We start from the raw sequence: 26,093 nt of genomic DNA, 5'->3' as shown, positions 1-26,093 counted from the left end.
CCGTCCGAGTCGCCGGCGTGCAATGACGGCGAGGTTCACCTCGTACAGCCCCTGCTCAACGGTGTCGTCGCGCCCGTGAAGGGGTTGCTGGACAGCCTCCTCGTGTCCTCCCCCTCGCAACCGCCATCGTCCCCGGCGGCGGCCTCGGCTACGCCCCTCTGCACCGGCCTCATGTCCGGCGTCGTGTCCGCTGTCGTGCCGAGCGCCGGCGTGGAGGCGACGCCGTGACCATCCGCCGAGCGAGCGTCGTCCTGCTCGCGCTCATCGCAGTGCTGCTGTGCGCGCCCGCGGCCTCCGCTCACACCGAACTCACCTCCTCCACACCCAAGGACGGCGCCCGGCTCGACCACACCCCGAGCACCGTGCAGCTCAGGTCACCAACGGAGTCCCGATCCTGGGGCAAAGCTTCACGCCGGGCGATATCGGCGATCGGAGGAATCCACCATCCGGCGGAATGGTTGTCCGGGGTGATCGTTTTTGACCGGGTAGAGGTTTCTTTTTATGGCCCCGTGTGTCGATTCGGAAAATATTCATTCGACTAAGGGGCTGGGAGGGTCGCCGCACGGGATGAGTCGATACGCTCGCTCAACGCCGGAAGCCCGGGGGAGGGCATTGATGAGCGTCATTGAAAAGTGCACGGTGTTCAGCCGATCCCGCGAACTCAAGAGAAGCGGGCTATACCCTTATTACCTCAACTTCAGCGAGCGGGACCGGGGCGTGGCTCGGCTTCCGGACGGCCGCGAGGTCGTCATGTGCGGTTCCAACGACTACCTAGGACTGAGCACCGACCCACGCGTATGTGGAGCCGCCGCTGAAGCATCGCGCCGATATGGCGCAGGCTGCACGGGTTCTCGTCTCCTGAATGGCAACCTCGATCTCCATGACCACTTGGAGAAGAAGCTCGCCGAGTTCTTCGGCAAGCCCGCTGCCCTGCTGCTGACCACGGGCTATCAGACCAACCTGGCTGCTGTCACCGGTCTCTGCGGTCCGGGCGATCATGTTCTCATCGACAAGCGGGCGCACGCCTCCCTCGTCGACGCCGCTCGGCTCAGTAGGGCCAGAGTCCAGTGGTTCGCGCACAATGACACACAGGACCTGACCCGCAAGCTCGATCGGCTTCCCGAGAACGCCGGTCGGATGGTTGTGGTGGATGGTGTCTACAGCATGGAGGGCGACCTTTGTCCACTGCCTGAATTAGTGCGGGTGTGCCGCGAGTACGAAGCCACTCTCCTTGTCGACGACGCGCACGGCGTCGGTGTGTTGGCCGAGGGCAGGGGAACGTGCGCCCACTACGGGCTCATGGAGGAAGTGCCACTCGTCACGCTCACTTTCTCCAAGGCTTTCGGATCAACTGGCGGAGCCATCCTCGGTGATGAGGACGTAATCGAGTACCTCCGCCACAACGCACGCAGCCTGTTGTTCTCCGCGAGCTTGAGCCCGGCCAACACGGCAGCCGCATCCGAGTCGCTGCGCATTCTTCAGGAGGAGCCGTGGCGCTCCGAAGCGGTGATCTCCAAGGCAGATTTCATGCGAAGGGAGCTGGCGTCGCTCGGTTATTCAATCGGCGCCGGCCAAGCGCCCATAGTCCCCATCGATACGGTGGACGAAAAGCGCACGCTCATGGCGTGGGATCTCCTGATCGAGCAAGGAGTGTATGTCAACGCGGTGCTCCCTCCCGCAGCGTCGCCGCGCCTGAGAAGCAGCTACATCTCGGTGCACACCGATGAGAATCTCGTGCGAGCACTCGAGGGCTTCGCCGCAGTCCGCGACCAAGTACTCAACGACTTTTTCAACTCGAACTGACCCGGAGTCAACAGCGCCACCGGCGCTCTGCGCACCATCGCTCATTTCTTACCCCGGTGAGATACAGGAATCCTCTCGGAGAATTGAAGAACTTGGGCGCTCATTGTTGTGCGTCTGCGGCCGATACGCCTGAATGCGTCCCTTGCCCGCGGCCTTGGCGCCGTACATCGCCAGATCGGCGTTGCGCATCAATTCGGCGGGGGTGATTCCCGGGGTTGCCACCGCGAGCCCGATCGAAGCCGCGACCACGGCCTCGGTACCGGCGAGGCGGTACGGCATTGTCAAGGCGGACAGCAGCCGCTCCGCCACCTCTCGCGTGCGGGACTCGCACGCTCCGGCGTGCCCTTCCAACAGTGCGGCGAACTCATCCCCACCGAGGCGGGCAACGGTGTCCTCCGCTCGTACCGCGGCCCGCAGCCGCCGCGCTGCCTGGATGAGCAGTTCATCACCCGCTGCATGCCCGGCCGAATCGTTCACTTTCTTGAAGCCGTCCAGGTCGAGGAAGAGCAGTGCGGGCGGGGCACTGTCGGCCGACCGTTTGGCCAGAGCGTGCTTGATCCGGTCAGCGAACAGAGCACGATTGGGCAGGCCGGTCAACGCATCGTGGAACGCCAAATGCTCCAGCCGTGCCTGCAGCGCAACTCGCTCGCTCGTATCCCGGCTGTTGACGATCAACCCGTTGGCGTGACGGCTGATCGTCGACTCGACGTGGCGCCACTGTCCGTCGGCCGACCGCATCCGGCAGGACACACGACGCCCAAGGCTGTGACTGCTGAGCTCGTATTCCTCCCGCAACTTACTGACGGCCTTTGTCAGCGGCGGCAAGTCGTCGGGGTGGATGAGCAGCGGCAAGTGGGTGCCAAGCAGATCCTCGGGCCGGTATCCGAAAACCTGTTGCACAGCTGGACTGATGTAGAGCAGGACGCAGTCTTCTCCAGCGACAGCGATCACGTCACTCGAACCCTGGACGAGCGTACGGAAGTGATCCTCGCGGGTGGCCACCTCTCTGGCGAGGCAGAGACTCTCGGCATGCACCACGCCCTGACGCGCGCTCAGCGCGAGCAGCACGGTGCCTCCGACGACCGGCGTGACCACATCAAGGCGGTCTCCGGACAAGGTGTGCAGCACCACGGCCACCCCGCAGACGACTACGGGGAGGAAGGCTGCCACCACCCCCGCCACGGGCAACTCCCGCCGGTCCACGCCCAGGACACTGTCACCGCCGGGCAGCCACGGCGCTGCGGCGATGAGGAACATACCGGTCATCGAGCATGTCTCGGTGACCGGCAAGGTCGTTGAGACGACAGGATCTGCCGAGAAGATGCGGAGCATGTCGCTCACCGCGAAGATCGCTAGACCGACTGCCGCCACGCTGACGGACGCGCGTTGCCCGCGTCGCATGGCGAAGCGCAGGACCAGCAGCAGTCCCAGAACGAGGATGTCCGCGACCACTCGGCCGAGATCGGACAGCGCTGCCAGGACGTCACCGCCCAGATCTGCCCGATGCAGGAGGAGTACCCAGCCAAGGGTGAACAATGATCCAGCGATCATCCACCCGTCCAAGAGCCGTCGCAACCAAGTGAGCACCGTGCCGCCGTCGCCGGTCGCGACCACCATCCCGGCCACGCCCAGACCGAGCGCGAGGGCGATGCCGGCCACTGCCAGCAGCTCGATCGCCGCATAGAGCATCCCGGTGGACCCCCGCAGTGCGGTTAACTGGCGCAGTACAAGCTCATGCACGCCGGCCGCGCCCGTCGATACGCCGAGCAGTAACAGGCGCAGTCGTACTCGCCCCGTGGCCGATCGTGCACGGGCGAGAATGGAGAGGACGGCCACACCGTGCGCAGTGGGCACCCCGATGTCTGCAACCAGCAGGCCCAACTGGGCGAACCGTCCGCCCACGGTCGCGGCAACTGCGGAGCCGATGCACACAGCCTGACCGACTCCGGCCACGTACAGCCAGCGGTTGCGCAGCTCGACCTGAGGCGGCCCGCCACCGTCACCGCGCTCAAGCACCCTATGCAACACGAACTCCCCGATTGTGCCCAGCACAGAACCCTCGCCCCTGAATCTCCACGTTGGATGGAAACGGGGACGGTAGAAACGTAGAAGGTCCCCTTCTCTAATCGGCACGTATGATAGGGAGTTCACCTGAAATAATGACAGATATCTGTACTTCCGGGACTTTGGGTGGTAGTAGGGCCTCGGTGATCTCGACATCGCCGATTGCTTCTGTGCGACGCCACCAGACAAACGTTTCACCGGAGAGGTGGTCTGCGCCGCGCTCGAGGGTCAGCTCCAGCTTTGGGAGTACCGCATGCGGTAGCGGCGGCGATCCTGAGCAGACCAGATCGAGCGGGTGGCAATCAGTCCGACAAGACTCACCGCGATGATCACCAGTCCCGGTGCGAGGGCCCGGGGGCTGACGATTCCGCTCACCGTCGCCGGACCGTTCGCCTGTCCCGGCACGAGTGGCGTATCGGCCCCGGCGGCAGCCGACGGCTCAGCGGCAGGGTTGAGGGGAGCCTGGCCCGCGCGGTTGCCGTCTGCGGGAGCGGCGGTTCCGGTCAGGCTCACACCGAGGGCCGCCATCGCCTTGGTCACCGGCTGGAAGTACGTGGTCCCCCCGCTGGTGCAGTCGCCGTTGCCGCCCGAGGTCACCCCGAGCGCCAGCCCCTGCGCGAACAGCGGGCCTCCGCTGTCCCCGGGCTCGGCGCAGACCGTCGTCTCGACCAGTCCGGTGACGGTGCCCTCGGGGTAGTTCACCGTAGCGTTCAACCCGGTCACCCGGCCGGAGCGCAGCCCGGTGGTGCTGCCGCTGCGGAAGACCTGCTGCCCGACGAAGGGATCGGCGGCCGCAGTGATCTGCACACCCTGGCCATCACCGACGTTCACGATGTTGGTTCCGCCGGCGGCCTGGCCGCCCTGGTACTGGATGAGGGCGAAGTCAGTACCAGGGAAGCGGCTCTCAGTGGTGGCGCCGACTTGCTGGGCGCCCCGTGTGCCTGTGAACCAGGAGGTGCCGACGGGACCGCAGTGCCCGGCGGTCAGTATGAAGTTGTTCTGGCCGTTGGTCACGTTGAAGCCTGCGGAGCAGCGGCCGTCGCGGGAGAGAATCGGCTCGGCGGCGTTGACCCTGGTGGTGAAGGAGCCTGTGGTCCGTTGCATCTGTACGAAGCCGCCGATCCCCTTGGCGACGTCGGACATGCGCGACCAGTCGGTGGCTGAGACGGTGCTGTCAGCCTGGACGACGACCTTGTTGGACGCGTAGTCCATGGCCCACGCGGTACCGGGCATGCGGGGTGCTTCGCTGAGCGTCTCAGTGGCCGTACGGAGTTGGCGCATGCTGTACGGGACGACCTTGGCGCGCGCCCCCGCCCGCTTGACCTCGGCCGCCGCGTCCGCGTCGGTCACCGCGACGACCTGGCGCCCGTCGGAGCCGATCCAACTGCCGGCGGTGCGTGATACGCCGAGCTCTGAAACGAGACGTGCGCCCACGTCGTTGTTGCCAGAGGTGCTGCCTGCGTCCCCTCGCGGGGCGGAGGGCTCACTCGCCACGGCGTCCGTGATCATCAGCCCCCCGCAGAGCAGTCCGCCGACGGCCGCCAGCCGCGCGATTCGCTGCAGCCTGCGTCGTGCGTGCGTCATCTCTGGCCCCTAAGTCGCTTCGAGGCGGCGCTACGAACGCCGGGGGCCCGGAATTCACGAGCCCTACTTCCATACGTGGCGTGTTGCCATGTGGTTCAGCGACTACCGGACAAGCCGTTGGGCATGGAACTCGCCACCTGTCCGGCCGCCCCGGCGAATTCACCATCAGGTCGCCAACCTCATGCCCTGGGCCAGTGCCCCCGCCGGTCGCACAGTTGGGCCTGCTGAGCCAGCTCTGGGAGTCGACGCGTGCTGCCAGGGGGTGCGTACGGCGGTGATCACAAGCCGTCGGGTACGGTGGCCACGCCCCGGGCTCCGGAGGGCCGAGGCCGACAGCGTCGTCGGCCTTCACCGGAACGAGGCATTCATGCCCTACCAATGAGGAATGCACCCCTGCCGATCGGGATCGGCCGATGCGGTGCCCAGACCAACAGACTCATCGACACCTTCCACGAGGCAGCCGTATGCCCTTCACGGCGCCGGTGACGACATCGCCGGTCCTCAGGCCGCCCCGTCCGCGACGCAACAGGGGAGTTTGATGTTCGGCAAGGTATTGGTCGCCAACCGTGGTGAGATCGCGATCCGCGCGTTCCGCGCAGCATTCGAGCTCGGCATTTCCACGGTGGCGGTGTTCCCCTATGAGGACCGGAACTCATTGCACCGGGCCAAGGCGGATGAGGCGTACCAGATCGGTGAACCCGGCCATCCCGTGCGGGCGTATCTGTCGGTCGATGAGGTGATCAAGGCCGCGCGCAGGGCCGGAGCCGAGGCGATCTATCCCGGCTACGGGTTCCTGTCGGAGAACCCGGACCTCGCCGCGGCCTGCGCGGATGCGGGGATCACCTTTGTCGGACCGCCCTCTTCGGTACTGAATCTGACGGGGAACAAGGCTCGTGCGGTCGCGGCGGCGCGGGAGGCCGGCGTCCCGGTACTCAAGTCGTCGGAGCCGTCCGCGGACGTGGACGCGCTCCTGGCGGCGGCCGACGACATCGGCTTCCCGCTGTTCGTCAAAGCCGTCGCCGGTGGCGGCGGGCGGGGCATGCGGCGGGTCGCCGAGCCCGGCGAGCTGCGGGAGTCGATCGACGCGGCGATGCGCGAGGCGCAGTCCTCGTTCGGCGATGCGACGGTTTTCCTCGAGCAGGCGGTGATGAACCCGCGTCATATCGAAGTACAGATCCTCGCCGACGCCGACGGCAACGTCGTGCACCTGTACGAGCGGGACTGCTCGCTGCAACGGCGCCACCAGAAGGTCGTCGAGATCGCGCCCGCACCGAACCTCGACCCGGTCCTGCGCGAGCGGATCTGCGCAGACGCCGTCGCCTTCGCACGCCACATCGGCTATGTCAACGCCGGCACGGTCGAGTTCCTGGTCGATGAACGCGGCAATCACGTCTTCATCGAGATGAACCCGCGTATCCAGGTGGAGCACACGGTGACCGAACAGGTCACTGGCCGGGACCTGGTGATCGGGCAACTGCGCATCGCCGCGGGCATGACGCTGCCCGAACTGAACCTGACCCAGGACGACATCGTTCTGAACGGTTCGGCTCTGCAGTGCCGGATCACCACCGAGGACCCCGCCAACGGCTTCCGGCCCGACACGGGCACCATCGCCGCCTACCGCTCGCCGGGCGGACCCGGCGTACGGCTCGACGGCGGCACCGTGCACACCGGTGCCGAGGTGTCGGCGCACTTCGACTCGATGCTGGTCAAGCTCACCTGCCACGGCCACGACTTCGCCAATGCCGCCCGCCGCGCGCGCCGGGCCATCGCCGAGTTCCGTATCCGCGGAGTGGCCACCAACCTGCCCTTCCTCGGCGCGGTGCTCGACCACCCCGAGTTCCGTGCGGGCCGTATCACGACGAGCTTCATCGACGAGCACCCCGAGCTGGTCCGGGCCCGCCCGTCGGCCGACCGCGGCAGCCGCATGCTCACCTACCTCGCCGAGACGACGGTCAACCGGCCTCACGGGCCCCGCCCGGTCGTCATCGACCCCGTCGACAAGCTGCCGGCCACCTCCTTCACCGCGCCGCCGGCCGAGGGCTCCCGGCAGCGCCTCGCCGCGCTGGGGCCGGAGGCCTTCGCCGCCGAACTGCGCCGTCAGAAGGCTGTCGCAGTCACGGACACCACCTTCCGTGACGCACATCAGTCCCTGCTGGCCACCCGGGTGCGCACCCGCGATCTGCTCGCGGTCGCCCCGTACGTCGCGCACACCACACCGGAGCTGCTGAGCCTCGAGTGCTGGGGCGGCGCGACGTACGACGTGGCGCTCCGTTTCCTCGCCGAGGACCCGTGGGAGCGCCTGGCGGGAATCCGTGAGGCGGTGCCCAACATCTGCACCCAGATGCTGCTGCGCGGGCGCAACACCGTGGGCTACACCCCTTATCCGACCGAGGTGACGGAGGCGTTCGTCGCCGAGGCCGCCGCCACCGGCATGGACATCTTCCGCATCTTCGACGCGCTCAACGACGTCTCGCAGATGCGTCCCGCCATCGATGCGGTGCGGGCGACGGGAACGGCACTCGCGGAGGTCGCACTCTGCTACACCGCCGACCTCTCGGACCCGGGTGAGTCGCTCTACACCCTCGACTACTACCTCCGCCTCGCCGAGCAGATCGTGGACGCGGGCGCACATGTGCTCGCCATCAAGGACATGGCCGGGCTGCTGCGCCCGCCCGCCGCCCGCACGCTGGTGACGGCCCTGCGGGAGCGGTTCGACCTGCCGGTGCATCTGCACACCCACGACACGGCGGGCGGCCAGCTCGCCACGCTCATCGCCGCGATCGACGCGGGCGTCGACGCTGTGGACGCCGCTGTGGCCTCGATGGCCGGCACCACGAGCCAGCCGCCGTTGTCGGCCCTGGTCGCCGCTACCGACCACAGCGAGCGGGAGACCGGCCTGTCGCTGCAGGCAGTCGGTGATCTGGAGCCGTACTGGGAGGCGACCCGGAAGGTCTACGCGCCCTTCGAGTCCGGTCTCGCCTCACCCACCGGCCGGATCTACCACCACGAGATTCCCGGAGGCCAGCTGTCGAACCTGCGCCAGCAGGCGATCGCGTTGGGCCTCGGCGACCGCTTCGAGCTGATCGAGGACTGCTACGCGGCGGCGGACCGGATGCTGGGCCGTCTGGTGAAGGTGACTCCCTCGTCGAAGGTCGTCGGCGACCTGGCGCTGCATCTCGTCGGAGCCGGGGTCGAGGCCGCGGACTTCGAGTCCGACCCGGGCAAGTTCGACGTACCCGACTCGGTTATCGGATTCCTCCGCGGTGAACTGGGCGACCCGCCCGGCGGCTGGCCGGAGCCATTCCGCACCCGCGCTCTGCACGGCCGTCCGGAGAAGGCCGAGACGCCGACGCTGTCCGACGAGGACCGGCAGGGCCTTCGGGAATCGCGCCGGGCGACGCTCAACCGGCTGCTCTTCCCCGGCCCGACCAAGGAGTTCGATGCCCACCGAGAGGCATACGGCGACACCTCCGTCCTGCCCACCCGGGACTTCCTCTACGGCTTGGAGCCTGAGACCGAGCACACCGTCACGCTCGAACCCGGAGTCACCCTGCTGATCGAACTGGAAGCCATCTCCGAAGCCGACGAGCGGGGCTTCCGCACGGTGCTGGCCACGCTCAACGGACAACTGCGGCCGGTCCCGGTCCGGGACAAGTCCGTCGCCACGGAGGTCAAGGCGGCGGAGAAGGCCGAGCGTGGCAACGAGCGCCACGTCGCGGCCCCCTTCGCCGGAGTGGTCACTCTTCAGGTGGAGGAGGGCGCCTCGGTGTCCGCCGGCCAGACCGTCGCCACCATCGAGGCAATGAAGATGGAGGCTTCCATCACCGCCCAGACCGCCGGCACGGTGAGCCGGCTCGCGATCGGCAAGATCCAGCAGGTCGAGGCGGGCGATCTGCTCATCGAGATCAACTGACGCTCGTGGTGAAGGGGTGGCCTGGTGAGGATCTCCGGGCCACCCGTCAGCTTGACCATGAGACACCGTGGCGTGGTAGTCGCGCTGCTGGACTCGTACGTTCCGACGGGTGTGGGCAGCGGGGAAGCTCCCGGCGAGCCCGGCGCTCCGATGCACTGCAGACGGGCGGCGGGCGCGCGCCGCTTCGATCAGTCGGCTTCGCCTCGGTACTGGGCCATCTGGTCGAGCAGTCGCGACATCAGGTGCGCGGTGTCGCCGGGCGGGGCACGCCGGGTATGCGGACCCTGCGGTGCCCCCTCCGCTGCGCGGGGGCGGGCCGGCGCCGGCCGGAGGGAGCGCGCCCCCTGCGTCGGCCGGGCCCCGGGCCGCTCAGGTGTCTCTCATGCGTCCTGCTGGTCCGCCACTTCGAGGACGAGCTTGCCGTGGTTCTCGCCGCGGAAGAGCCGCAGCAGGGTGTCGTGGAACGCCTCGATCCCGCCCTGTACGACGTCCTCCCGCGTCTGCAGCTTCCCCTCCGCCAGCCACCCGGCCAGCTCGGCAGCGGCCTCGGCGTACCGGTCGGCGTAGTCGAACACCACCATGCCGGTCATGGTGGCGCGGTTCACCAGCAGGGACAGGTAGTTGGCGGGGCCCTTGACCGGCTCCACACTGTTGTACTGGGAGATCGCGCCGCAGATGACGATGCGGGCGCCGCGCGCGAGCCGGGTCAGCACCGCGTCGAGGATGTCGCCGCCGACATTGTCGAAGTAGACGTCCACACCGTCGGGGGCCAGCTCGCGCAGCGACTTCTTCACATCGTCGGTCTGATAGTCGATGGCGGCGTCGAAGCCGAACTCCTCCACCAGCATCCGGCACTTGCGCTCGCCGCCGGCGATGCCGATGACCCGGCATCCCTTGATCTTGGCGATCTGGCCCACCACGCTGCCCACGGCCCCGGCTGCGCCGGACACCACGACCGTCTGGCCGGTCTCCGGGCGGCCGATGTCGAGCAGTCCGAAGTAGGCCGTCATACCCGTCATGCCCAGGGTGCCGAGGTATACCGGCAGCGGCGCCAACGTCGGATCGATGCGTATGACGCCCCTGCCGTCCGAGACGCAGTACTCCTGGACGCCGAAACTGCCCGACACATAGTCGCCCTCGGCGAAGCCGGGGTGCCGGGAGGCGATGACCCGCCCGACCGCACCCGCGCGCATCACCTCGCCGAGCTTCACTGGCGGAATGTACGACTTGCCCTCATTCATCCAGCCGCGCATCGCCGGGTCGAGCGAGAGCTGCAGCACCCGCACCAGCAGCTCGCCCTCACCCGGCTCGCCGACCGGCTCCTCGGTCCGTTCCCAGTCGGTGGGCCGGGGCAGCCCCACCGGGCGAGCGGCCAGACGGACTTGGTGGTTCATGCGGCTCATGCGGGCTTCTCCTCGACGCGGTGACCGACTGGTCGGTATGTCACTCACGAATCTAGCTCCCGCCACCCCGCCCGGCAACGCCCCCTGGCCCCGGATACCCGGGGCACGCTCACCGACGGCCACGTCCCGCCGATCAGGGCAGCAACAGCTCCGCCCAGATGACCTTCCCCTGGGGGGTGTAGCGGGTGCCCCAGCGTTCGGCCATCTGTGCCACGAGGAACAGGCCGCGGCCTCCTTCATCCATCGTGGCCGCATACCGCAGATGGGGCGAGGTGCTGCTGCCGTCGGAGACCTCGCAGGTCAGGGTGCGGTCGCGCAGCAGTCGCACGGTGACCGGTGCGGAGCCGTAGCGGAGAGCGTTGGTGATCAGCTCGCTGAGCAACAGCTCCATGGCGAACGCGAGCTCGGACAGACCCCAGTCGTCCAGCTTCTCTGCCACGGCGGCGCGCATCCCTGCCACGGCGGCGGGATCGAACGGCACGTCCCAGTTGGCGACGTGGTCGGGCGGGATCGCCCGTGTACGGGCGATGAGCAGCGCCACGTCGTCCTTCGGCCGGCCGGGCAGGAGCTCGTTGAGCACCGCCTGACAGCTCTCCTCCGGCGGCCGGTCGGGATGGGACGCCAGGGCCTGACGCAGCAGCTCGATCCCCACGTCGATGTCCCGGGTGCGGTCCTCGATGAGCCCGTCGGTGTAGAGGACGAGTTGCGTGCCTTCTGCCAGTTCCAGTTCGGCGGTCTCGAACGGCATACCGCCCAGGCCGAGGGGCGGCCCGGCCGGCAGATCGGGGAACGACACACTGCCGTCGGGGTGGACCAGCGCGGGCACGGGGTGCCCGGCCCGCGCCATGGCGCAGTGGCGGGAGACAGGATCGTAGATCGCGTACAGGCAGGTGGCGCCCGTGACCCCCGCACCGGCGGCCGCCTCCACCTCCTCCTGGTCGATGCGCCCGACCAGGTCGTCGAGATGGCTGAGGATCTCGTCGGGCGGCAGGTCGAGCGTGGAGAAGTTGTGCACCGCCGTGCGCAGCCGTCCCATCGTGGCCGCCGCGTGCAGGCCGTGACCGACGACATCCCCGACGACCAGCGCCACGCGACTGCCCGGAAGCGGGATCACATCAAACCAGTCGCCGCTCACCCCGGACAGCGCGGGCAGGTAGCGGTGGGCGACCTCGAGGGCGCTCTGCTCGGGCAGTGCCCGCGGCAGCAGGCTGCGCTGCAGAGCCACGGCCAGGGTGTGCTCACGGGTGTAGCGGCGGGCGTTGTCGATGCTTACCGCCGCCCGGGCGACCAGCTCTACGGCCAGGGACAGGTCGTCCTCCTCGAACGGCTGGGGCTTCTCCGAGCGCCAGAAGTTGGCCACGCCCAGAATGACGCCCCGCGCCTGGAGGGGCACGGTGATGAGCGAATGGATGCCGTACTCGACGATCATCTGTGTCCGCTCCGGGTCCTGGGCACGCCAGCCGGGCGTGGCGGACAGGTCGGGCACCAGCTCCGGCCGGCCGCTCCCGAAACCCCGTGCCTGCGGTGTGGAGGGGAGGAAGTCGATCAGGCGGTCGAGTTCGTAGAGGGGATGGTCGTTCCGGATGCCGTGGACGGCGGTGCGGCGCATGTCCGTGGCCGTACCGGCCGGCTCCTCCCCGCGCAGCACCGGGTCGGCCAGATCGACGGTGACGAAGTCGGCGAATCGGGGGACGGCGACCTTCGCCAGTTCCTCGGCCGTACGCACCACGTCGAGGGTGGTCCCAATGCCCAGACCGGCGTCATACAGCAGTTTCAGCCGCTCGCGGGCGATCTCCGCCCTGCCGTACAGCGCCCGCAGCTCCGTGGAGTCACGCAAGGTCGCGACCGTCCCCTTGGGGCCACCGTGACGATCCGTGGGCCGCTGGTTCACCGCAAGCAACCGCTCCCCGGCCAGGTGCACCTCGTCCGTGGCCACGCGGCCCGAGGTCAGCAGCTCCACCGTGGGGGGATCAAGACTGGGCAGCTCCGAGATGTGCCGGCCCTCGGCATCGGGCGGCAGCTCCAGCAGCCGCCTGGCCTCGTCGTTCGCCAGCAGCAGCTGACCTTCGGTGCCGACGATGAGCACACCTTCGCGGACGGAGTGCAGCACGGCGTCGTGATGCTCGTACATGCGGGTCATCTCGGCCGGGCCCAGACGGTGGGTCTGCCGCCGCAGCCGCCTGGCCACCAGCGCTGTTCCGCCCGTGGCCAGGGCAAGCGCGGCCGCTCCGGCACCGAAGATGATCGGCAGCTGTCGGTTCACCACGCTGGTCACGTTCTTGACCTTCAAACCGGCGGACACCAAGGCCACGACTTTGCCCTTGTTGTCGAAGATGGGGACGGTCGCCTGTACCTCGTGGCCGAGCGGGCCGTGGACGCTCTCCGTGTACACGTGGCCGGCCAGCGAGGGCTCGATGGTGCCGACGAACCTCTTCCCGATCCGGTCCGGCTTTGGATGCGTGTAGCGGATCCCCTTCGTGTCCATGACCACGATGAAGTCGACGCCGGCCGCCTTCCGCCCCGCCTCGGTGAGAGGCTGGAGCACCTTGGAGGGATCAGGGGTCTTCAGGGCGGCCAGAACGCCCGGAGAGTGCGCGAAGGTCTCCGCAACGGCAATGGAACGGTTCTTCGCCTCCCTGCTGCTGTCGAGCCGGGACTGCAGCACAAGCGCGAGCACCGTGGTCGCCACGAGCAGCACCACCACAGCCACCTGCAGGGCGAAGACCTGCCCGGCGACGCTCCGGGGATGCTTGTCGGTCAGTGACCGAACCGGTGTGCTCCGGAATCGGCCGAAAAGTTTGACCACGTTGACCTTTCTAGCACCGCACGGTGCTCTGCGGCCAAACATTGATGGTCTGCAGACGGGTCGAGGGCTGGCTCTTCACGGGGCACCGAAGTTATTGCAAGGCGGTTGGGTCGGGGGCTGATCACATCAAGGTGCGTTCAGTGCCGGACGCCCCCTTCTGCAATTCCACCCGACAACCCCTCCGCCGCCCACGCAAGTCAGGCAGGCCGACCACACTCGGGCAGTCCCGTCACCTCAAGCACGGTTGCAGTACGGGTACTCCAGCAGCGCTTCGCCATTCCTGCTGGTCAGGGTCTGATTTTGAGTGTAGGTCGTTCCTGGTGCCGCAGCCGAAATGATGGCCCAGCGCCTTGGTACTGGCCCAGCGCCGGCATTCTGGAGCGGCCGGACTGTACTCACGACGCAATGGGACGCCCATGGAGCTCTCCGAAGGGCTCGGCCTGCTCGACGCCGCCCCTGCGGAGCCGCAGGCCCGGCCCGTACCAGCTGCAGGCGGCCATCGTGGCCTGCCATGCCGCTGCCACCGACGCAGCTGCCACCGACTGGGCGCAGATCGCAGCCCTGTACGGGCAGCCGGCAATGCTGGTGCCCTCGGCCGATCCGCCGGCCGGCGGAGATCACGGACTGATCCCGGACCACTCCCGGAGCCCGGCCAGGCCTCTTCGGGAGTTGCCCGGCCCTGCTTCAGCGTTCCCCGTCCCGCTGGAGACCGTGGTCGACATCAGTTGCGGCGCGGTCGTCGACGTATGGAAGGCGCTGAAAGTGCCCGGTTCCGGCTGCGAGCAGAAACGCGGCCCCGTGTCGGGGCCGGCGCTGGTGCGATCTGCATCAACAGGGCAGATATCTCGAGGTTTGACCATCATGGGGATGCGGTCGGCGTGTGCCCCGGCAGCTCCAGAGGGACCAGAGGGCCTTGCGCCTGAAGCTGTCTCGCTTCTCCGGCGGGTCGGCATCCGGGTCGAGCGAGAAGAACGGGCACTGGGTCAGGTCCATGGATACTCCAACGGCAAGAGGGCAGGCACGGGCTACCTGCGACGGGTGAGGCGAACTTCGAACGAGAGTCTGCCAACCAGCAATGCGGCCAAACGACTTCCCGCAGGCTTGGACAGCCGTGGGGACGATCGACGGGCAGGAGTCAGCGAGCCTCGTACACGATCCAGATCTGTCCTGGGGCGAACGGCATGCGCCCGCCGTCCGGCGTCGTGAACGCGGTGCCGGACTCGGCTGTGTCCCGCTTCCAGTCGGCCTCGTACGCTGTGCCGTTGCGCAGGACCAGCGCGGCGCCGGAGCCCACGGTCTCGGTATACGGAGAGTTGTTGCCCCACCGGTCGTGGAAGCTCGACGGTCGCACCGTCACATACTGCAAGATGACCGTGGCCGCACCCAGTTGCTCCCCTGACGCTGTCCGGAAAGGCGTGCCGTCCATGGTCAGCAGCCACTGCTGCCGGCCTGCCGACCAGGTGAAGCCGAAGCGTGCGGCTGGATAGCGGACGGTGTATGCGGCGATCGGTTTCCCGCCCGGGGGCGGGGGGCCGAAGCTGAGCCCGGCGTATCCGGCGGCGTTTGCGCCAGGGGTGTCGCGCAGGGCCCGTTCGGGCCGCAGATACAGATTGTGCGGGGCGGCTCGATCCCGGCTGCGGAAGTACGCGGCCGGTGCCTTGTCGGGCGGAAGTGCGTTCAAGGGAGCTGCCTTGATGACCGGGAGGAGTTTGGTCTGTGCCCCGGAGAAGGCGAGGGTCGGCCGGTCGAACTGCCGGAGCAGTTCCAGGTCGGTTTCACGAGCGCTGCGCACCGGACCGACGACGGGCGGGACGCGGGAGGAGTAGACAGCGAGTATCCGGCTGAGCCCGGACTCAACCTGCTCGACATAGACGATGTCCGCCTTGTCAAGGCCGGTCTGGGGGCGGGCGGGGCCGACGTTGTCGATCTTCACCGCGAGTACGTGTGAGCCTGGCACGGGCGTGGCACGACCGTCCGGCGGCTTCGTACCCGCGCCGCCCTGGCAGCCCGACACCTCGAGGGCGAGCGTGGCCACCAGCATCGCGAGCGTGGCCACTGCTGTTTTCCTCCGCGTCCCCCGCCCGGCAGGCTTTCGGGCGGTCGTGGACTGACCACAGCACGATCTGTTCCGCATGTCTCCATTCTCGGACGACCGAGAGCGGGGAGGTTGGGCCGAACGTCTCGGATCGAGGCCGAACCACCCACCTCACCACCTTCGGTGATCGGCCGCGCGACGATATCTCGGCTGTCACTCACAGGGGGCCCCACGCAGAGCCCTCTGTCTGCGACCCGCGGTTCAGGCCGTCGGGATCCTCGTGAAGCGCCCGGCGATGTGCAGGTCGGCCTCGATCCGGGCGGCTGTCGCCTGCAGTTCGGGCAGGATCTCGGTCAGGCACTGCTCCACCGTGCGGCGGCTGCTGTGCATGGCGACGTTCACGGCCGCGACCGCTCGTCCGTCGAGGTCGCGCACCGGTACGGCGAGTGAGCGCAGGCCCTCCTCGAGCTCCTCGTCGACCAGCGCGTACCCGTCCTCCGCCACGTGTTCGAAGACCGCGTCGAGCTCCGGCAGGTCGGTGGTGGTCCGGGGTGTCAGCGCCCGCAGTTCGGTGCGCTCCAGCCGGGCGGCGCGATCCCGCGGCGGCAGGTCGGCCAGCAGGACGCGGCCCATGGACGCCGCGTAGGCCGGAAATCTGGTGCCGATCTGGATGTTGACGCTCATGATGCGGCCGGTGGCGACGCGGGCCGTGTACTGGATCAGGTCACCGTCGAGCACCGCCAGGGACGCTGAATCGTGCACCTGCTGGACGAGTGTGACCAGATGGGGCGAGGCGATCTCGGAGAGCGTGGTGCGTGACATCGGCGGATAGCCGAGCGCGAGCACTCTCGGGGTGAGGCGGAAGCTCCGCTCCCGCGCTTCCACATGGCCGAGGTGCTCGAGCGTGATGAGAGCGCGGCGGGCCGTGGCGCGGGCGAGACCGGTGGCTTCGGCGATGGCGGTGAGAGTGAGCTCCGCCCTGCCGTCTCCGAAGGCAGTGAGGACGGTGAGGCCGCGCGCAAGGGATTCCACGAACTCCGCGCCGAGTTCCTGCTTGGAGGAGTTGGTCCAGTCGGCGAGTCCACCGGCCTGCTCCTTCGCGGCCCGCCTTCCCTCGGTCTGCTCCTCCTCGGCCTGTCCCTCCTGTGCCGGTCGGCTCTCGCGCAGGCGCTCCTCCATGGCGGCCACGGCGTCGCGCGCCCGCGGCAGCAGCGACTGCCGTAGTGACTCGGCGCTGTGGCGGCTGGTGTGGCTCACCACGCTCACCGCGCAGACCACTTCTCCGTCGGGGGCCCGGACCGGCAGCGCGAGGGCGATCAGGCCCGGTTCGATCAGCTGGTCGTCCACGGCCCAGCCCTGCTGACGGGCCGCGGCCGCGCGCTCTTCGAAGGTGAGACCGTCCTCGGCCGCGTGAGGAGGCGGCAGAGCGGGCAGGAAGTCATGGCCGTCCGGGTCGGCGGCACGCCGCGCGCGCCAGTGCGCCCACTCCTCCTCGCTCCAGTACCCGGCAAACACCGTTCCCTGCGCGGTGCGTTCGGCGGGCAGCAGGTCCCCGATGCGGAACGTGAGGGACATGGCACGCCGCCGGGTGGTCTGGTGGACGAAGCGAATGCCGTCGTGGTCGGGCACGGCCAGCGACACGGACTCGTCGAGTTCCTCGGCGAGCTTCTCGGCGAGCGGGCCGAGCGGTCCCGGCAGGCGGATGGCGGCCAGATAGGCGTTGCCCAGTTCCATCAGGCGGGGCGCGAGGATGGCGGCGTGCCCGTCGAGACGCAGGTATCCCATGCGCGCCAGGGTGGCGGCGATCCGGTCGACGGTGGAGCGGGCGAGTCCGGTGGAGCGTACGAGCTCGCTGACGGTCATCCGGCCGCCGGCCTCGCTGATGTCACGCAGCACGGAGACGCCGCGCATCAGCGGTCCCACGGCTTCGGCGGGCGCTGTGTCGTGGGGCGGTGTCGTGACGGCCATCGGCCCTCCGTGCGGTTCTGGAGCGGGGCACTTCTGTGTCTTCGAGCATCGGCGTCCCCTCCAGCCGTTGACATTGCGTGGCCGGTGAACGCACACTCGTCGCGTACAAATGAACTGTAGTTCATCTGGCGAACGACTGCATCCCTGCAGGTTCTGTCAGCTCATGACAAGGAACCCCTCCATGGACAAAGTCAAGCAGAGCGCCGCCGAGGCGGTCGGCGACATCGGGGACGACGCCTCCCTCGCCGTCGGCGGCTTCGGCCTGAGCGGTGTGCCGAACACGCTGATCGCCGCGCTCTTGGCTCGTGGTGTCCGCGGACTGCAGGTGGTCTCCAACAACTGCGGGGTGGACGGCGCCGGGCTCGGCACACTGCTCGCAGCGGGCCGCATTGCCCGCGTCACCGGCTCGTACATCGGCGAGAACAAGGAATTCGCCCGCCAGTACCTCGGCGGCGAGCTCGAGGTTGAGCTCGTACCCCAAGGCACACTCGCCGAGCGACTGCGGGCAGGCGGCTGTGGCATCCCCGCCTTCTTCACCCCCGCCGGTGTCGGCACTCAGGTCGCCGACGGCGGCCTGCCCCGCCGGTACGCGGCCGGGGGTACCTCCCGGCCGGAGGCGAGGGAAAGCCAGGTGGCCGTGCTGAGCCCCGCCAAGGAAGTCCGTGTCTTCGGCGGACTCGAGCATGTCCTCGAGTACGGCATCACCACCGACTTCGCGCTCGTACGGGCCGCAAAGGGCGACCGCTACGGCAATCTCGTCTTCAACAAGGCATCCCGCAACTTCAACCCCCTTGCCGCGATGGCGGGCCGGGTGACCATCGCCGAGGTCGAGGAACTCGTCGAACCCGGCGAGCTGGACCCCGATGCCGTTCATCTGCCCGGGGTGTTCGTCCAGCGCGTGGTGGCGCTCACCCCCGAGCAGGCCGCCGACAAGCAGATCGAGAAGAGGACGGTACGAGCCTGATGGCCTGGACACGAGACGAGATGGCTGCCCGCGCGGCCGCCGAGCTGACCGACGGCTCGTACGTCAACCTCGGCATCGGACTGCCCACGCTCGTCCCCAACTTCCTTCCCGAAGGCGTGGATGTGGTGCTCCACTCGGAGAACGGGATCCTCGGCGTCGGGCCCTACCCGACGAATGACGAGATCGACCCGGACCTCATCAACGCGGGCAAGGAGACCGTCACGGTCCGGCCCGGAGCTGCCTTCTTCGACTCCGCGCTCTCCTTCGGCATGATCCGCGGCGGCCACATCGATGCCGCCATCCTGGGCGCCATGCAGGTCTCTGCCACCGGTGACCTCGCCAACTGGTCGATCCCCGGCAAGATGATCAAGGGCATGGGGGGCGCCATGGACCTGGTCCACGGAGCCCGCCGCGTCATTGTCCTGACCGATCACACGGCCAAGGACGGCTCCCCGAAGATCGTCCAGGAGTGCACGCTCCCGCTCACCGGCACAGCCTGCGTGCACCGCATCATCACGGACCTCGGCGTCCTCGACATCACCGAGGACGGACTGCTTCTCGTCGAGACCGCTCCCGGAGTCACCCTCGACGAAGTGCAGGACAGGACCGCCGCGCCCGTCCGCGTCCCCGCCACCACCCGCTGACACCCCTTCTTGGGCCTCTCCCTCCGTCCGTACCAGGAGCTGATATGACCGACCGCCTCCGTGATGTCTATGTCGTCGACGCCGTCCGCACTCCGATAGGCAAGTACGGTGGCGCGCTCGCCGGTGTACGGCCCGACGACCTCGCAGCCGGTGTGCTGGGCGCCCTCGTCTCCCGTACACCCGACCTCGACCCGGCGCGTATCGACGATGTCCTCTTCGGCAACGCCAACGGGGCGGGGGAGGAGAACCGCGACGTCGCACGCATGGCCGTGCTGCTGGCCGGGCTCCCCGTCACCGTGCCCGGCGCCACGGTCAACCGGCTCTGCGGCTCCGGCATGGAAGCGGTCATCCAGGCCGCCCGGGCCATCGCCGTCGGGGACGCGTCCATCGCCGTCGCGGGCGGCGTCGAGTCGATGAGCCGCGCGCCCTGGGTGGTGCCCAAGCCCGAACGCGCCTTCCCCGCGGGTCATCAGGAGATGTTCTCGACCACCCTGGGCTGGCGGATGGTCAACCCGCGTATGCCCAAGGAGTGGACGGTCGCCCTTGGTGAAGGCGCCGAACTGGTCGCCGACCGGTACGGCATCGACCGCGAGGCGCAGGACGCCTTCGCCGTCGAAAGCCACCAGAAGGCCGCCCGTGCCTGGGAGGCAGGTCTGTACGACTCCGAGGTCGTCCCCTTCGACGGCGTCGATCTGGCCCGGGACGAATGCATCCGTGACAACACCTCGACCGAGGCCCTCGCCAAGCTCGAGCCCGTCTTCCGCCAGGGCGGCACCGTCACGGCGGGCAACTCCTCACCGCTCAACGACGGTGCCGCGGCCCTGCTGCTCACCGACGAGGACGGCCTGCGCGCCACCGGACGCGAGCCGCTGGCCAGGATCGGAGCCACTGCCGTGACCGGCATCGAGCCGCAGTACTTCGGAGCCGGGCCCGTCGAAGCGGTCCACCGTGCACTCAAGAAGGCCGGCCGTGGCCTCGGAGACCTCAACACCCTTGAACTCAACGAGGCGTTCGCGGCGCAGGCACTCGCCTGCGTCGGACAGTGGCCCGGACTGGACCCGGCCGTGGTCAACCCGCGTGGCGGCGCCATCTCGCTCGGTCATCCGCTCGGCGCGTCGGGCGCCCGCATCACCGGAGCCGTCGCCCACCAGCTCGCCGCAGCGGGTTCCGGCACCGGCATCGCCGCCCTGTGCATCGGCGTGGGGCAGGGCCTGGCACTCGTACTGGAGAAGTGACCCATGACCGTCACCCAGCCGGCGATCCCCAACCGGCTGACCCAGCAGCAGATCAGCGCGGAGATCACCGATGCCCACGAAGCCGTCCGGAAGGCCGTGGCGGGCGGCAGCGCCCCACCGCACCACCCGGCCCGCGACTTCGCCCCCTACCGCAGCAGCCTGCTGCGCCACCCCCACCGGCCCCTGGTCGCCGTCCGTGACGATCCCGAGGCCGCCGAAGTGTCCGGACCGGTCTTCGGCGTCACCGATGTCACCGAACTCGACGCGGATCTGACCCGGCAGCACGCGGGCGAACCGCTCGGTGAGCGGATCGTCGTCACCGGCCGGGTGCTCGACCGGGCGGGCCGGCCGGTGCGCCGGCAGCTCGTCGAGGTGTGGCAGGCGAACGCCTCGGGCCGATACGCCCACCAGCGCGACCAGCACCCGGCGCCCCTCGACCCGAACTTCACCGGCGTGGGCCGCTGTCTGACCGACGACGACGGGCAGTACCGGTTCACCACGATCAAGCCGGGCGCGTACCCCTGGCGCAATCACGTCAACGCCTGGCGGCCGGCACACATCCACTTCTCGCTCTTCGGTACCCAGTTCACCCAGCGCCTGGTGACCCAGATGTACTTCCCCGGCGATCCGCTCTTCGCGTACGACCCGATCCTTCAGTCCGTCACCGACGCCGACGCCCGCGCCCGGCTGGTCGCCGAATACCGCCACGAGCTGTCCACCCCCGAATGGGCACTCGGCTACCGCTGGGACATCGTCCTCGAGGGGCCCGCCGCCACGCTCCCGGACCCGGAGGACCATTGATGCACCCCACCCCCTCCCAGACCGTCGGCCCGTTCTACGGATATGCCCTGCCGTTCCCGGGCGGCGGCGACATCGCTCCCGCCGGTCATCCCGAAACCCTGACCGTTCACGGGTATGTGCGCGACGGGAACGGCGACCCGGTGCCCGACGCGCTGCTGGAGACCTGGCAGAGCGGGCCGGACGGCACCGGCCGGCCCGGTTCACTGCGGCGCGACCCGGTGACGCGCGGCTTCCTCGGTCGCAACGGCGTGGACTTCACCGGCTTCGGCCGTGTGGCCACCGACGCGGACGGCCACTGGGCGGTGCGCACTCTGGCGCCGCCCGCCACCGCGCCGTATCTGGCGGTGTGTGTTTTCGCCCGCGGGCTCATGCACCACCTGTTCACCCGCGCCTACTTCGCACAGCCCGCCTCGGACTCGCTGCTGTCCGCCCTGCCTCAGGAGCGCAGGGACACTCTGATCGCACACGAGGAGCGGGAGCGGACCTACCGCTTCGACATTCATCTGCAGGGGGAGAAGGAGACGGTCTTCCTTGACTTCCACCGATGACACGGCCGGCTGCCCGGAGTGGGACACCGGGTTGCTCGCACCCGTCAGGGCAGGCAGCCCCGCCGAGGCGGCCACCGGCGACCGGGCGGTCCTGCAGGCCCTGCTCGACGCCGAAGCCGCCCTGACCCGGGCGCAGTCCGCCGTCGGACTGGCACCGGCGGCGGCGGGCCACTCCGTCACCGAGGCCGCCCACGCGGACCGGTTCGACGCCCGCTCCCTGGCGCTGCGCGCCCGAGGCGGCGGCAACCCGGTCATCCCGCTCGTCGCCGACCTCACACACGAGGTGGCCCAACGCGCCCCGGAACACGCTGAGTTCGTCCACCGCGGAGCCACGAGCCAGGACATCGTCGACACCGCGCTCATGCTGGTCGCCGCCAGTACCCTGGATCTGACCACCGCCGATCTGGTGCGTACCGGCGAAGAGCTGGCCCTGCTGGCGGACGCGCACCGCGACACACCGATGCCGGCGCGCACACTCACGCAGCACGCCGTTCCCACCACCTTCGGTCTCAAGGCCGCCGGATGGCGCTCCCTGGTCCTGGACGCCCACGACCGTCTCGCCCGCGTCCGGCTCTCGCTGCCCGTCCAACTCGGTGGTGCGGCAGGCACACTGGCCGCCTTCCACGCGTACGCGAACCATGGCGACAATGAGGAAGACGTGGGCCTGGCGCTGATCGCCGCGTACGCCGCCGAACTCGGCCTTGCCGCCCCCGACATGCCGTGGCACACGCTCCGCACGCCGGTCGCCGACCTCGGGAGCGCACTCGCGTTCACCGCCGGCGCACTGGGCAAGATCGCCGCCGATGTCCTGGTGCTCTCCCGTACCGAGATCGGGGAGGTCGCCGAGTCGGCCGGCGGTGACTCCTCCGCCATGCCCCACAAGAGCAACCCGGTCAGGGCGACCCTGATCGCCTCCGCCGCCCGCCAGGTCCCGTCGCTGTCGGCTGCTCTCCACGGTTCGCTGGCCGCGGAGGACGAACGGCCCGCAGGAGCCTGGCACGCGGAGTGGCAGCCCCTGCGAGACGCCCTGCGCCTGACCGGCGGGGCCGCCCACAATGCGGCCGAACTCTGCGCCGATCTGCGGATCCTGCCGGAACGGATGCGTACGAACCTCGATCTGACCGGCGGTCTGATTCTCAGTGAACGGCTGAGTGCCGAGCTCGCCCCGGTCATCAGCCGCGGCGCCGCGAAGGAACTGCTCGCGAAGGCCTCGCGGCGCGCCGCCGAGCACGGCACCGGACTGGTCGAGGCCCTGCAACAGGAATCGGGCGGGCTCCCCGAGGCGCTGCTGCGCACACTCGCCGACCCTCTCGGGTACCTCGGCTCCGCCGCCTCGCTCACCGACCGCGCGCTCGCCCGCCAACCCCACCGGGACCTCTGATGACTCTTCACCACCGAGCCGAAGGACCCCTCGACGCACCCCCGCTCTACCTCGGGCCGTCGTTGGGCACATCGCTCGCCGTCTGGGACAAGCAGGCTCCCGCGCTCGCCCGGCACTGTCGAGTGGTCCGCTGGGATCTGCCGGGCCACGGGGCCTCGCCGACAGGCCTGCTTCCCACTCCTGCCGCCATGGCAGATTTGGGACGTCTGGTGCTCGACCTCGCCGATTCCCTGGGCCATGACTCCTTCGCGTACGCGGGCATCTCGCTCGGCGGAGCGGTCGGCACATGGCTGGCCGCGCACCATCCGTCCCGGATCACCTCGCTCACCCTCGTGTGCTCATCGGCACGGTTCGGCGAACCCCAACCCTGGCTGGACAGGGCCGAGTTGATGAGGACGAAGGGGGCGGGGCCGCTCGCCGCGACCGCCCGCGACCGTTGGTTCACGCCCGCCTTCGCGGCCTCGGGCGATCTCGCCGTCGACTCGCTGCCCGCCGACCTTCGATCCGTCGATCCGGAGAGCTACGCGGGCTGCTGCGAAGTGCTCGCCGGCCTCGATCTGCGACCCGACCTTGCCCGTATCACCGCGCCGACCCTTGTCGTCGCCGGCCGCGACGACAAGGCCACGCCGCCACCCCACGCACGGGCCCTCGCCGACGGCATCCGAGACACACACCTCGTCGAACTGCCGCGCGCCGCCCATCTGGCCAATGTCGAGCAGCCTCGCGCTGTACTCGACGCCCTGCTCAGCCGACTCGGATCCGGCCCGGAGCGCGGCGGCCCGGAGCGCGGCGGCCCGGACCGCGGCGGCGACGGGATGGCAGTGCGCAGGGCGGTGCTCGGTGACGCGCACGTGGACGGAGCCGTGGCCCGTACGACTGCGCTGGTGGCGGGTGGCCGCAGGGAAGAGCTCGCGATGCACGTCCGCGCCGCCCTGCGCAACGGCCTGACTCCGGACGAGATTGCCGACGTCCTGCGCGAACATGATGTGAACCACCCCCGGGGAGAGGATCGCTGATGCACACCACCGTCGGCATCATCGGCGGCGGCCCCGCCGGACTGCTGCTCGCCCGGCTGCTGCGCAACGCCGACATCGACAGCGTGACCCTGGAGTCGCGCGACCGCACCTATGTGGAGAGCCGCCAGCGTGCAGGCATCCTCGAACAGGGCACGGTGGACGCCCTGCGCTCCGCCGGAGTCGCGGAGGGCGTGGACCGCGAGGGGATGGTCCACGACGGTATCGAGCTGCGCTTCGACCGAGGCGCCCACCGGATCGACTTCCGCGCTCTCACCGGCTGCAGGAGCGTGATGGTGTATGCGCAGACCGAAGTGGTGAAGGATTTGATAGCCCGCCAGCTCATCGACGGCGGTCCGCTGCTGTTCGAGGCGGAGGTGCGCTCGGTGGAGGGCGCCGACAGTGACCCGCCGGCTGTTCACTACCTCCACGAGGGGCGCGAGCAGACCCTCACCTGCGACTATGTCGTGGGCTGCGACGGCTTCCACGGGGTGACGCGCAACGCGGTCCCCGAGTCGGCCCGGACGACGTACGCGCGTAGCTACCCCTACTCCTGGCTGGGGATTCTCGCCCAAGCACCCCCGGTCTACGACGAGTTGATCTACGCCCACTCGGCGCGTGGCTTCGCCCTGGCCAGCATGCGGTCGCCCGCCGTCAGCCGGCTCTACCTTCAGGTCCCCAATGACACCGATCCCGCCGACTGGCCGGACGTGCGCATCTGGGATGAACTGGATGCCCGTTTCGCCATCGGCACCGACCCCGGCTGGAAGCTCGAGCGAGGTCCCGTCTCCTCCAAGGCGGTTCTCCCGATGCGCAGTTCGGTGACCGAGCCGATGCGCTTCGGCCGTGTCTTCCTGGCCGGGGACGCGGCGCACATCGTCCCGCCGACGGGCGCGAAGGGCCTCAACCTGGCGGCATCCGACGTAATCGTCCTCGCCCGCGCACTGATCCACGAGCAGATGACGGGCTCGCCGGAGCTGCTCGACGCCTACTCCGACACCTGCCTGCGCCGGGTCTGGCGAGCGGAGCACTTCTCGTACTTCATGACGACGATGCTCCACACGGACCCGTCCCAGTCTGCCTTCGACACCCGTCTGCAGCTGTCCCAGCTGCAGCGCGTGGCGAACTCGCCCTACGCGGCAGCGGAGTTGGCGGCCAACTACACCGGGCTGCCGATCGCGTGAGGTAGGGCGACAGCCGGGCACGGGCGCACAGAAGAATGCCGAGCAGGCTTCCCTTGCTGATGACTAGGGTGCATGCGTGATCAACAGCGAGGGGGCCCGGCTCGGGGCCGAAGCGGCACGTCGCCTGGCTGAGGCCGACTGCTGCGAGATCGAACCAGGCCTCAGCGACGACGAGTTCCACCGCATCGAGACGACATACGGCTTCCGTTTCTCCGACGACCACCGCGCCTTCCTGGCAGCCGGCCTGCCGGTCAGCCAACCGCCCGACGAGGCAGCGCCATGGGAGAAGCCCTGGCCCGACTGGCGTAGCGGCGACAAGGACGATCTGCGGTATCGCCTCGCCTGGCCCACCGACGGAGTCCTGCGAAGCGTCGAACACGGCTACTGGCATCCGGCGTGGGGCACCCGTCCCTCTGCACTCGAGGACGCCCGTACTGAGGCGCTGAACCATCTGGCGCTGGTGCCGCAGCTGGTTCCGGTCCATGCGCACCGGTTCCTGCCCGCGGGACAGGGAACCTTCGGGCGGCCTGTCCTCTCGATGTGGGGCACGGACATCATCTACTACGGCGTCGACCTGGCCGACTACATCAGCCATGAGTTCGTCGAAGATGAAGATGAAGATGAACACGAGGGTGAACACGAGGATGCCCCCGCCAATCCGCCGGCATCGGTGAGGTTCTGGGAGCACTTCATCCAGTGAAAGACCAGGGGCCGGCCGGAAGTGGGATCGCTTCCGGCCGGCCC

The 26,093-nt window shown here is 69.1% G+C and carries 18 protein-coding genes; 12 read left to right on the top strand and 6 right to left on the bottom strand.

Annotated features, from left to right (window positions below; translation table 11 throughout):
- The first annotated feature begins 224 nt into the window (after positions 1-224).
- Both AB0D12_RS32365 and AB0D12_RS32360 read left to right on the top strand, forming a co-directional pair.
- Positions 225-542 (top strand): hypothetical protein, encoded by a 318-nt coding sequence (locus AB0D12_RS32365; RefSeq protein ID WP_362690793.1) that lies wholly within the window; start codon positions 225-227, stop codon positions 540-542.
- A gap of 73 nt (positions 543-615) precedes the next feature.
- Positions 616-1,803, top strand: coding sequence for a pyridoxal phosphate-dependent aminotransferase family protein (locus AB0D12_RS32360; protein WP_362690790.1), 1,188 nt, complete (start codon positions 616-618; stop codon positions 1,801-1,803).
- 48 nt (positions 1,804-1,851) lie between these two features.
- Here AB0D12_RS32360 and AB0D12_RS32355 read toward each other — a convergent pair whose 3' ends face one another.
- Together AB0D12_RS32355 and AB0D12_RS32350 are read right to left on the bottom strand one after the other, a co-directional pair.
- Entirely contained in the window at positions 1,852-3,855 is a 2,004-nt protein-coding gene (locus AB0D12_RS32355; protein ID WP_362690787.1) for a diguanylate cyclase, read from the bottom strand.
- Between the two features lie 240 nt (positions 3,856-4,095).
- Positions 4,096-5,451, bottom strand: a complete 1,356-nt coding sequence (locus AB0D12_RS32350) for a S1 family peptidase (protein ID WP_362690784.1) — start codon at positions 5,449-5,451, stop codon at positions 4,096-4,098.
- 538 nt (positions 5,452-5,989) lie between these two features.
- On the opposite strand from AB0D12_RS32350, the gene AB0D12_RS32345 reads away from it, so the two are divergent.
- Positions 5,990-9,367 (top strand): pyruvate carboxylase, encoded by a 3,378-nt coding sequence (locus AB0D12_RS32345; protein WP_362690781.1) that lies wholly within the window; start codon positions 5,990-5,992, stop codon positions 9,365-9,367.
- 380 nt (positions 9,368-9,747) lie between these two features.
- Here AB0D12_RS32345 and AB0D12_RS32340 read toward each other — a convergent pair whose 3' ends face one another.
- The 4 genes from AB0D12_RS32340 to AB0D12_RS32325 form a co-directional block, all read right to left on the bottom strand.
- The gene (locus AB0D12_RS32340; protein ID WP_362690778.1) at positions 9,748-10,770 is read right to left on the bottom strand and encodes an NADP-dependent oxidoreductase; all 1,023 of its coding nucleotides are present in this window, start codon (positions 10,768-10,770) and stop codon (positions 9,748-9,750) included.
- 133 nt (positions 10,771-10,903) lie between these two features.
- Positions 10,904-13,531, bottom strand: a complete 2,628-nt coding sequence (locus tag AB0D12_RS32335) for a SpoIIE family protein phosphatase (protein WP_362690841.1) — start codon at positions 13,529-13,531, stop codon at positions 10,904-10,906.
- A gap of 1,180 nt (positions 13,532-14,711) precedes the next feature.
- Positions 14,712-15,632: a DUF3048 domain-containing protein gene (locus tag AB0D12_RS32330; protein WP_362690775.1), complete on the bottom strand. Its 921-nt coding sequence runs from the start codon at positions 15,630-15,632 to the stop codon at positions 14,712-14,714.
- A gap of 240 nt (positions 15,633-15,872) precedes the next feature.
- Positions 15,873-17,579 (bottom strand): IclR family transcriptional regulator C-terminal domain-containing protein, encoded by a 1,707-nt coding sequence (locus AB0D12_RS32325; RefSeq protein WP_362690772.1) that lies wholly within the window; start codon positions 17,577-17,579, stop codon positions 15,873-15,875.
- Positions 17,580-17,760: 181 nt separating this feature from the next.
- Here AB0D12_RS32325 and AB0D12_RS32320 point away from each other — a divergent pair, with 181 nt between their 5' ends.
- From AB0D12_RS32320 to AB0D12_RS32280, 9 genes are all read left to right on the top strand, one after another.
- On the top strand, positions 17,761-18,543 hold the full coding sequence (locus AB0D12_RS32320; RefSeq protein WP_362690769.1) for a CoA transferase subunit A: 783 nt from the start codon (positions 17,761-17,763) through the stop codon (positions 18,541-18,543).
- Entirely contained in the window at positions 18,543-19,187 is a 645-nt protein-coding gene (locus AB0D12_RS32315) for a CoA transferase subunit B (protein ID WP_362690766.1), read from the top strand. The genes AB0D12_RS32320 and AB0D12_RS32315 overlap by 1 nt, the downstream gene beginning before the upstream one ends.
- Before the next feature lie 44 nt (positions 19,188-19,231).
- Positions 19,232-20,422 (top strand): thiolase family protein, encoded by a 1,191-nt coding sequence (locus AB0D12_RS32310; RefSeq protein WP_362690763.1) that lies wholly within the window; start codon positions 19,232-19,234, stop codon positions 20,420-20,422.
- Between the two features lie 3 nt (positions 20,423-20,425).
- Complete coding sequence (gene pcaH, locus AB0D12_RS32305; protein WP_362690760.1) at positions 20,426-21,223, top strand: protocatechuate 3,4-dioxygenase subunit beta; 798 nt, start codon at positions 20,426-20,428, stop codon at positions 21,221-21,223.
- Positions 21,223-21,771, top strand: coding sequence for a protocatechuate 3,4-dioxygenase subunit alpha (gene pcaG / locus AB0D12_RS32300; RefSeq protein ID WP_362690757.1), 549 nt, complete (start codon positions 21,223-21,225; stop codon positions 21,769-21,771). Before pcaH ends, pcaG begins: the two co-directional genes overlap by 1 nt.
- Positions 21,755-23,152 carry a 3-carboxy-cis,cis-muconate cycloisomerase gene (gene pcaB, locus AB0D12_RS32295; RefSeq protein WP_362690754.1) on the top strand — a complete coding sequence of 466 codons (1,398 nt, stop codon included), beginning with the start codon at positions 21,755-21,757 and terminating at the stop codon, positions 23,150-23,152. The genes pcaG and pcaB overlap by 17 nt, the downstream gene beginning before the upstream one ends.
- Positions 23,152-24,168 carry an alpha/beta fold hydrolase gene (locus tag AB0D12_RS32290; protein WP_362690751.1) on the top strand — a complete coding sequence of 339 codons (1,017 nt, stop codon included), beginning with the start codon at positions 23,152-23,154 and terminating at the stop codon, positions 24,166-24,168. Before pcaB ends, AB0D12_RS32290 begins: the two co-directional genes overlap by 1 nt.
- Positions 24,168-25,349, top strand: a complete 1,182-nt coding sequence (locus AB0D12_RS32285) for a 4-hydroxybenzoate 3-monooxygenase (protein WP_362690748.1) — start codon at positions 24,168-24,170, stop codon at positions 25,347-25,349. Before AB0D12_RS32290 ends, AB0D12_RS32285 begins: the two co-directional genes overlap by 1 nt.
- 76 nt (positions 25,350-25,425) lie before the next feature.
- Positions 25,426-26,049 carry a hypothetical protein gene (locus AB0D12_RS32280; RefSeq protein WP_362690745.1) on the top strand — a complete coding sequence of 208 codons (624 nt, stop codon included), beginning with the start codon at positions 25,426-25,428 and terminating at the stop codon, positions 26,047-26,049.
- The last annotated feature ends 44 nt before the right edge of the window (positions 26,050-26,093 follow it).

The organism is Streptomyces sp. NPDC048479 (genome assembly GCF_040651435.1).
Lineage (GTDB): Bacteria > Actinomycetota > Actinomycetes > Streptomycetales > Streptomycetaceae > Streptomyces.
Note: the sequence above shows the minus strand (reverse complement) of the source record. Positions and strands in the feature narration are given on the sequence as shown.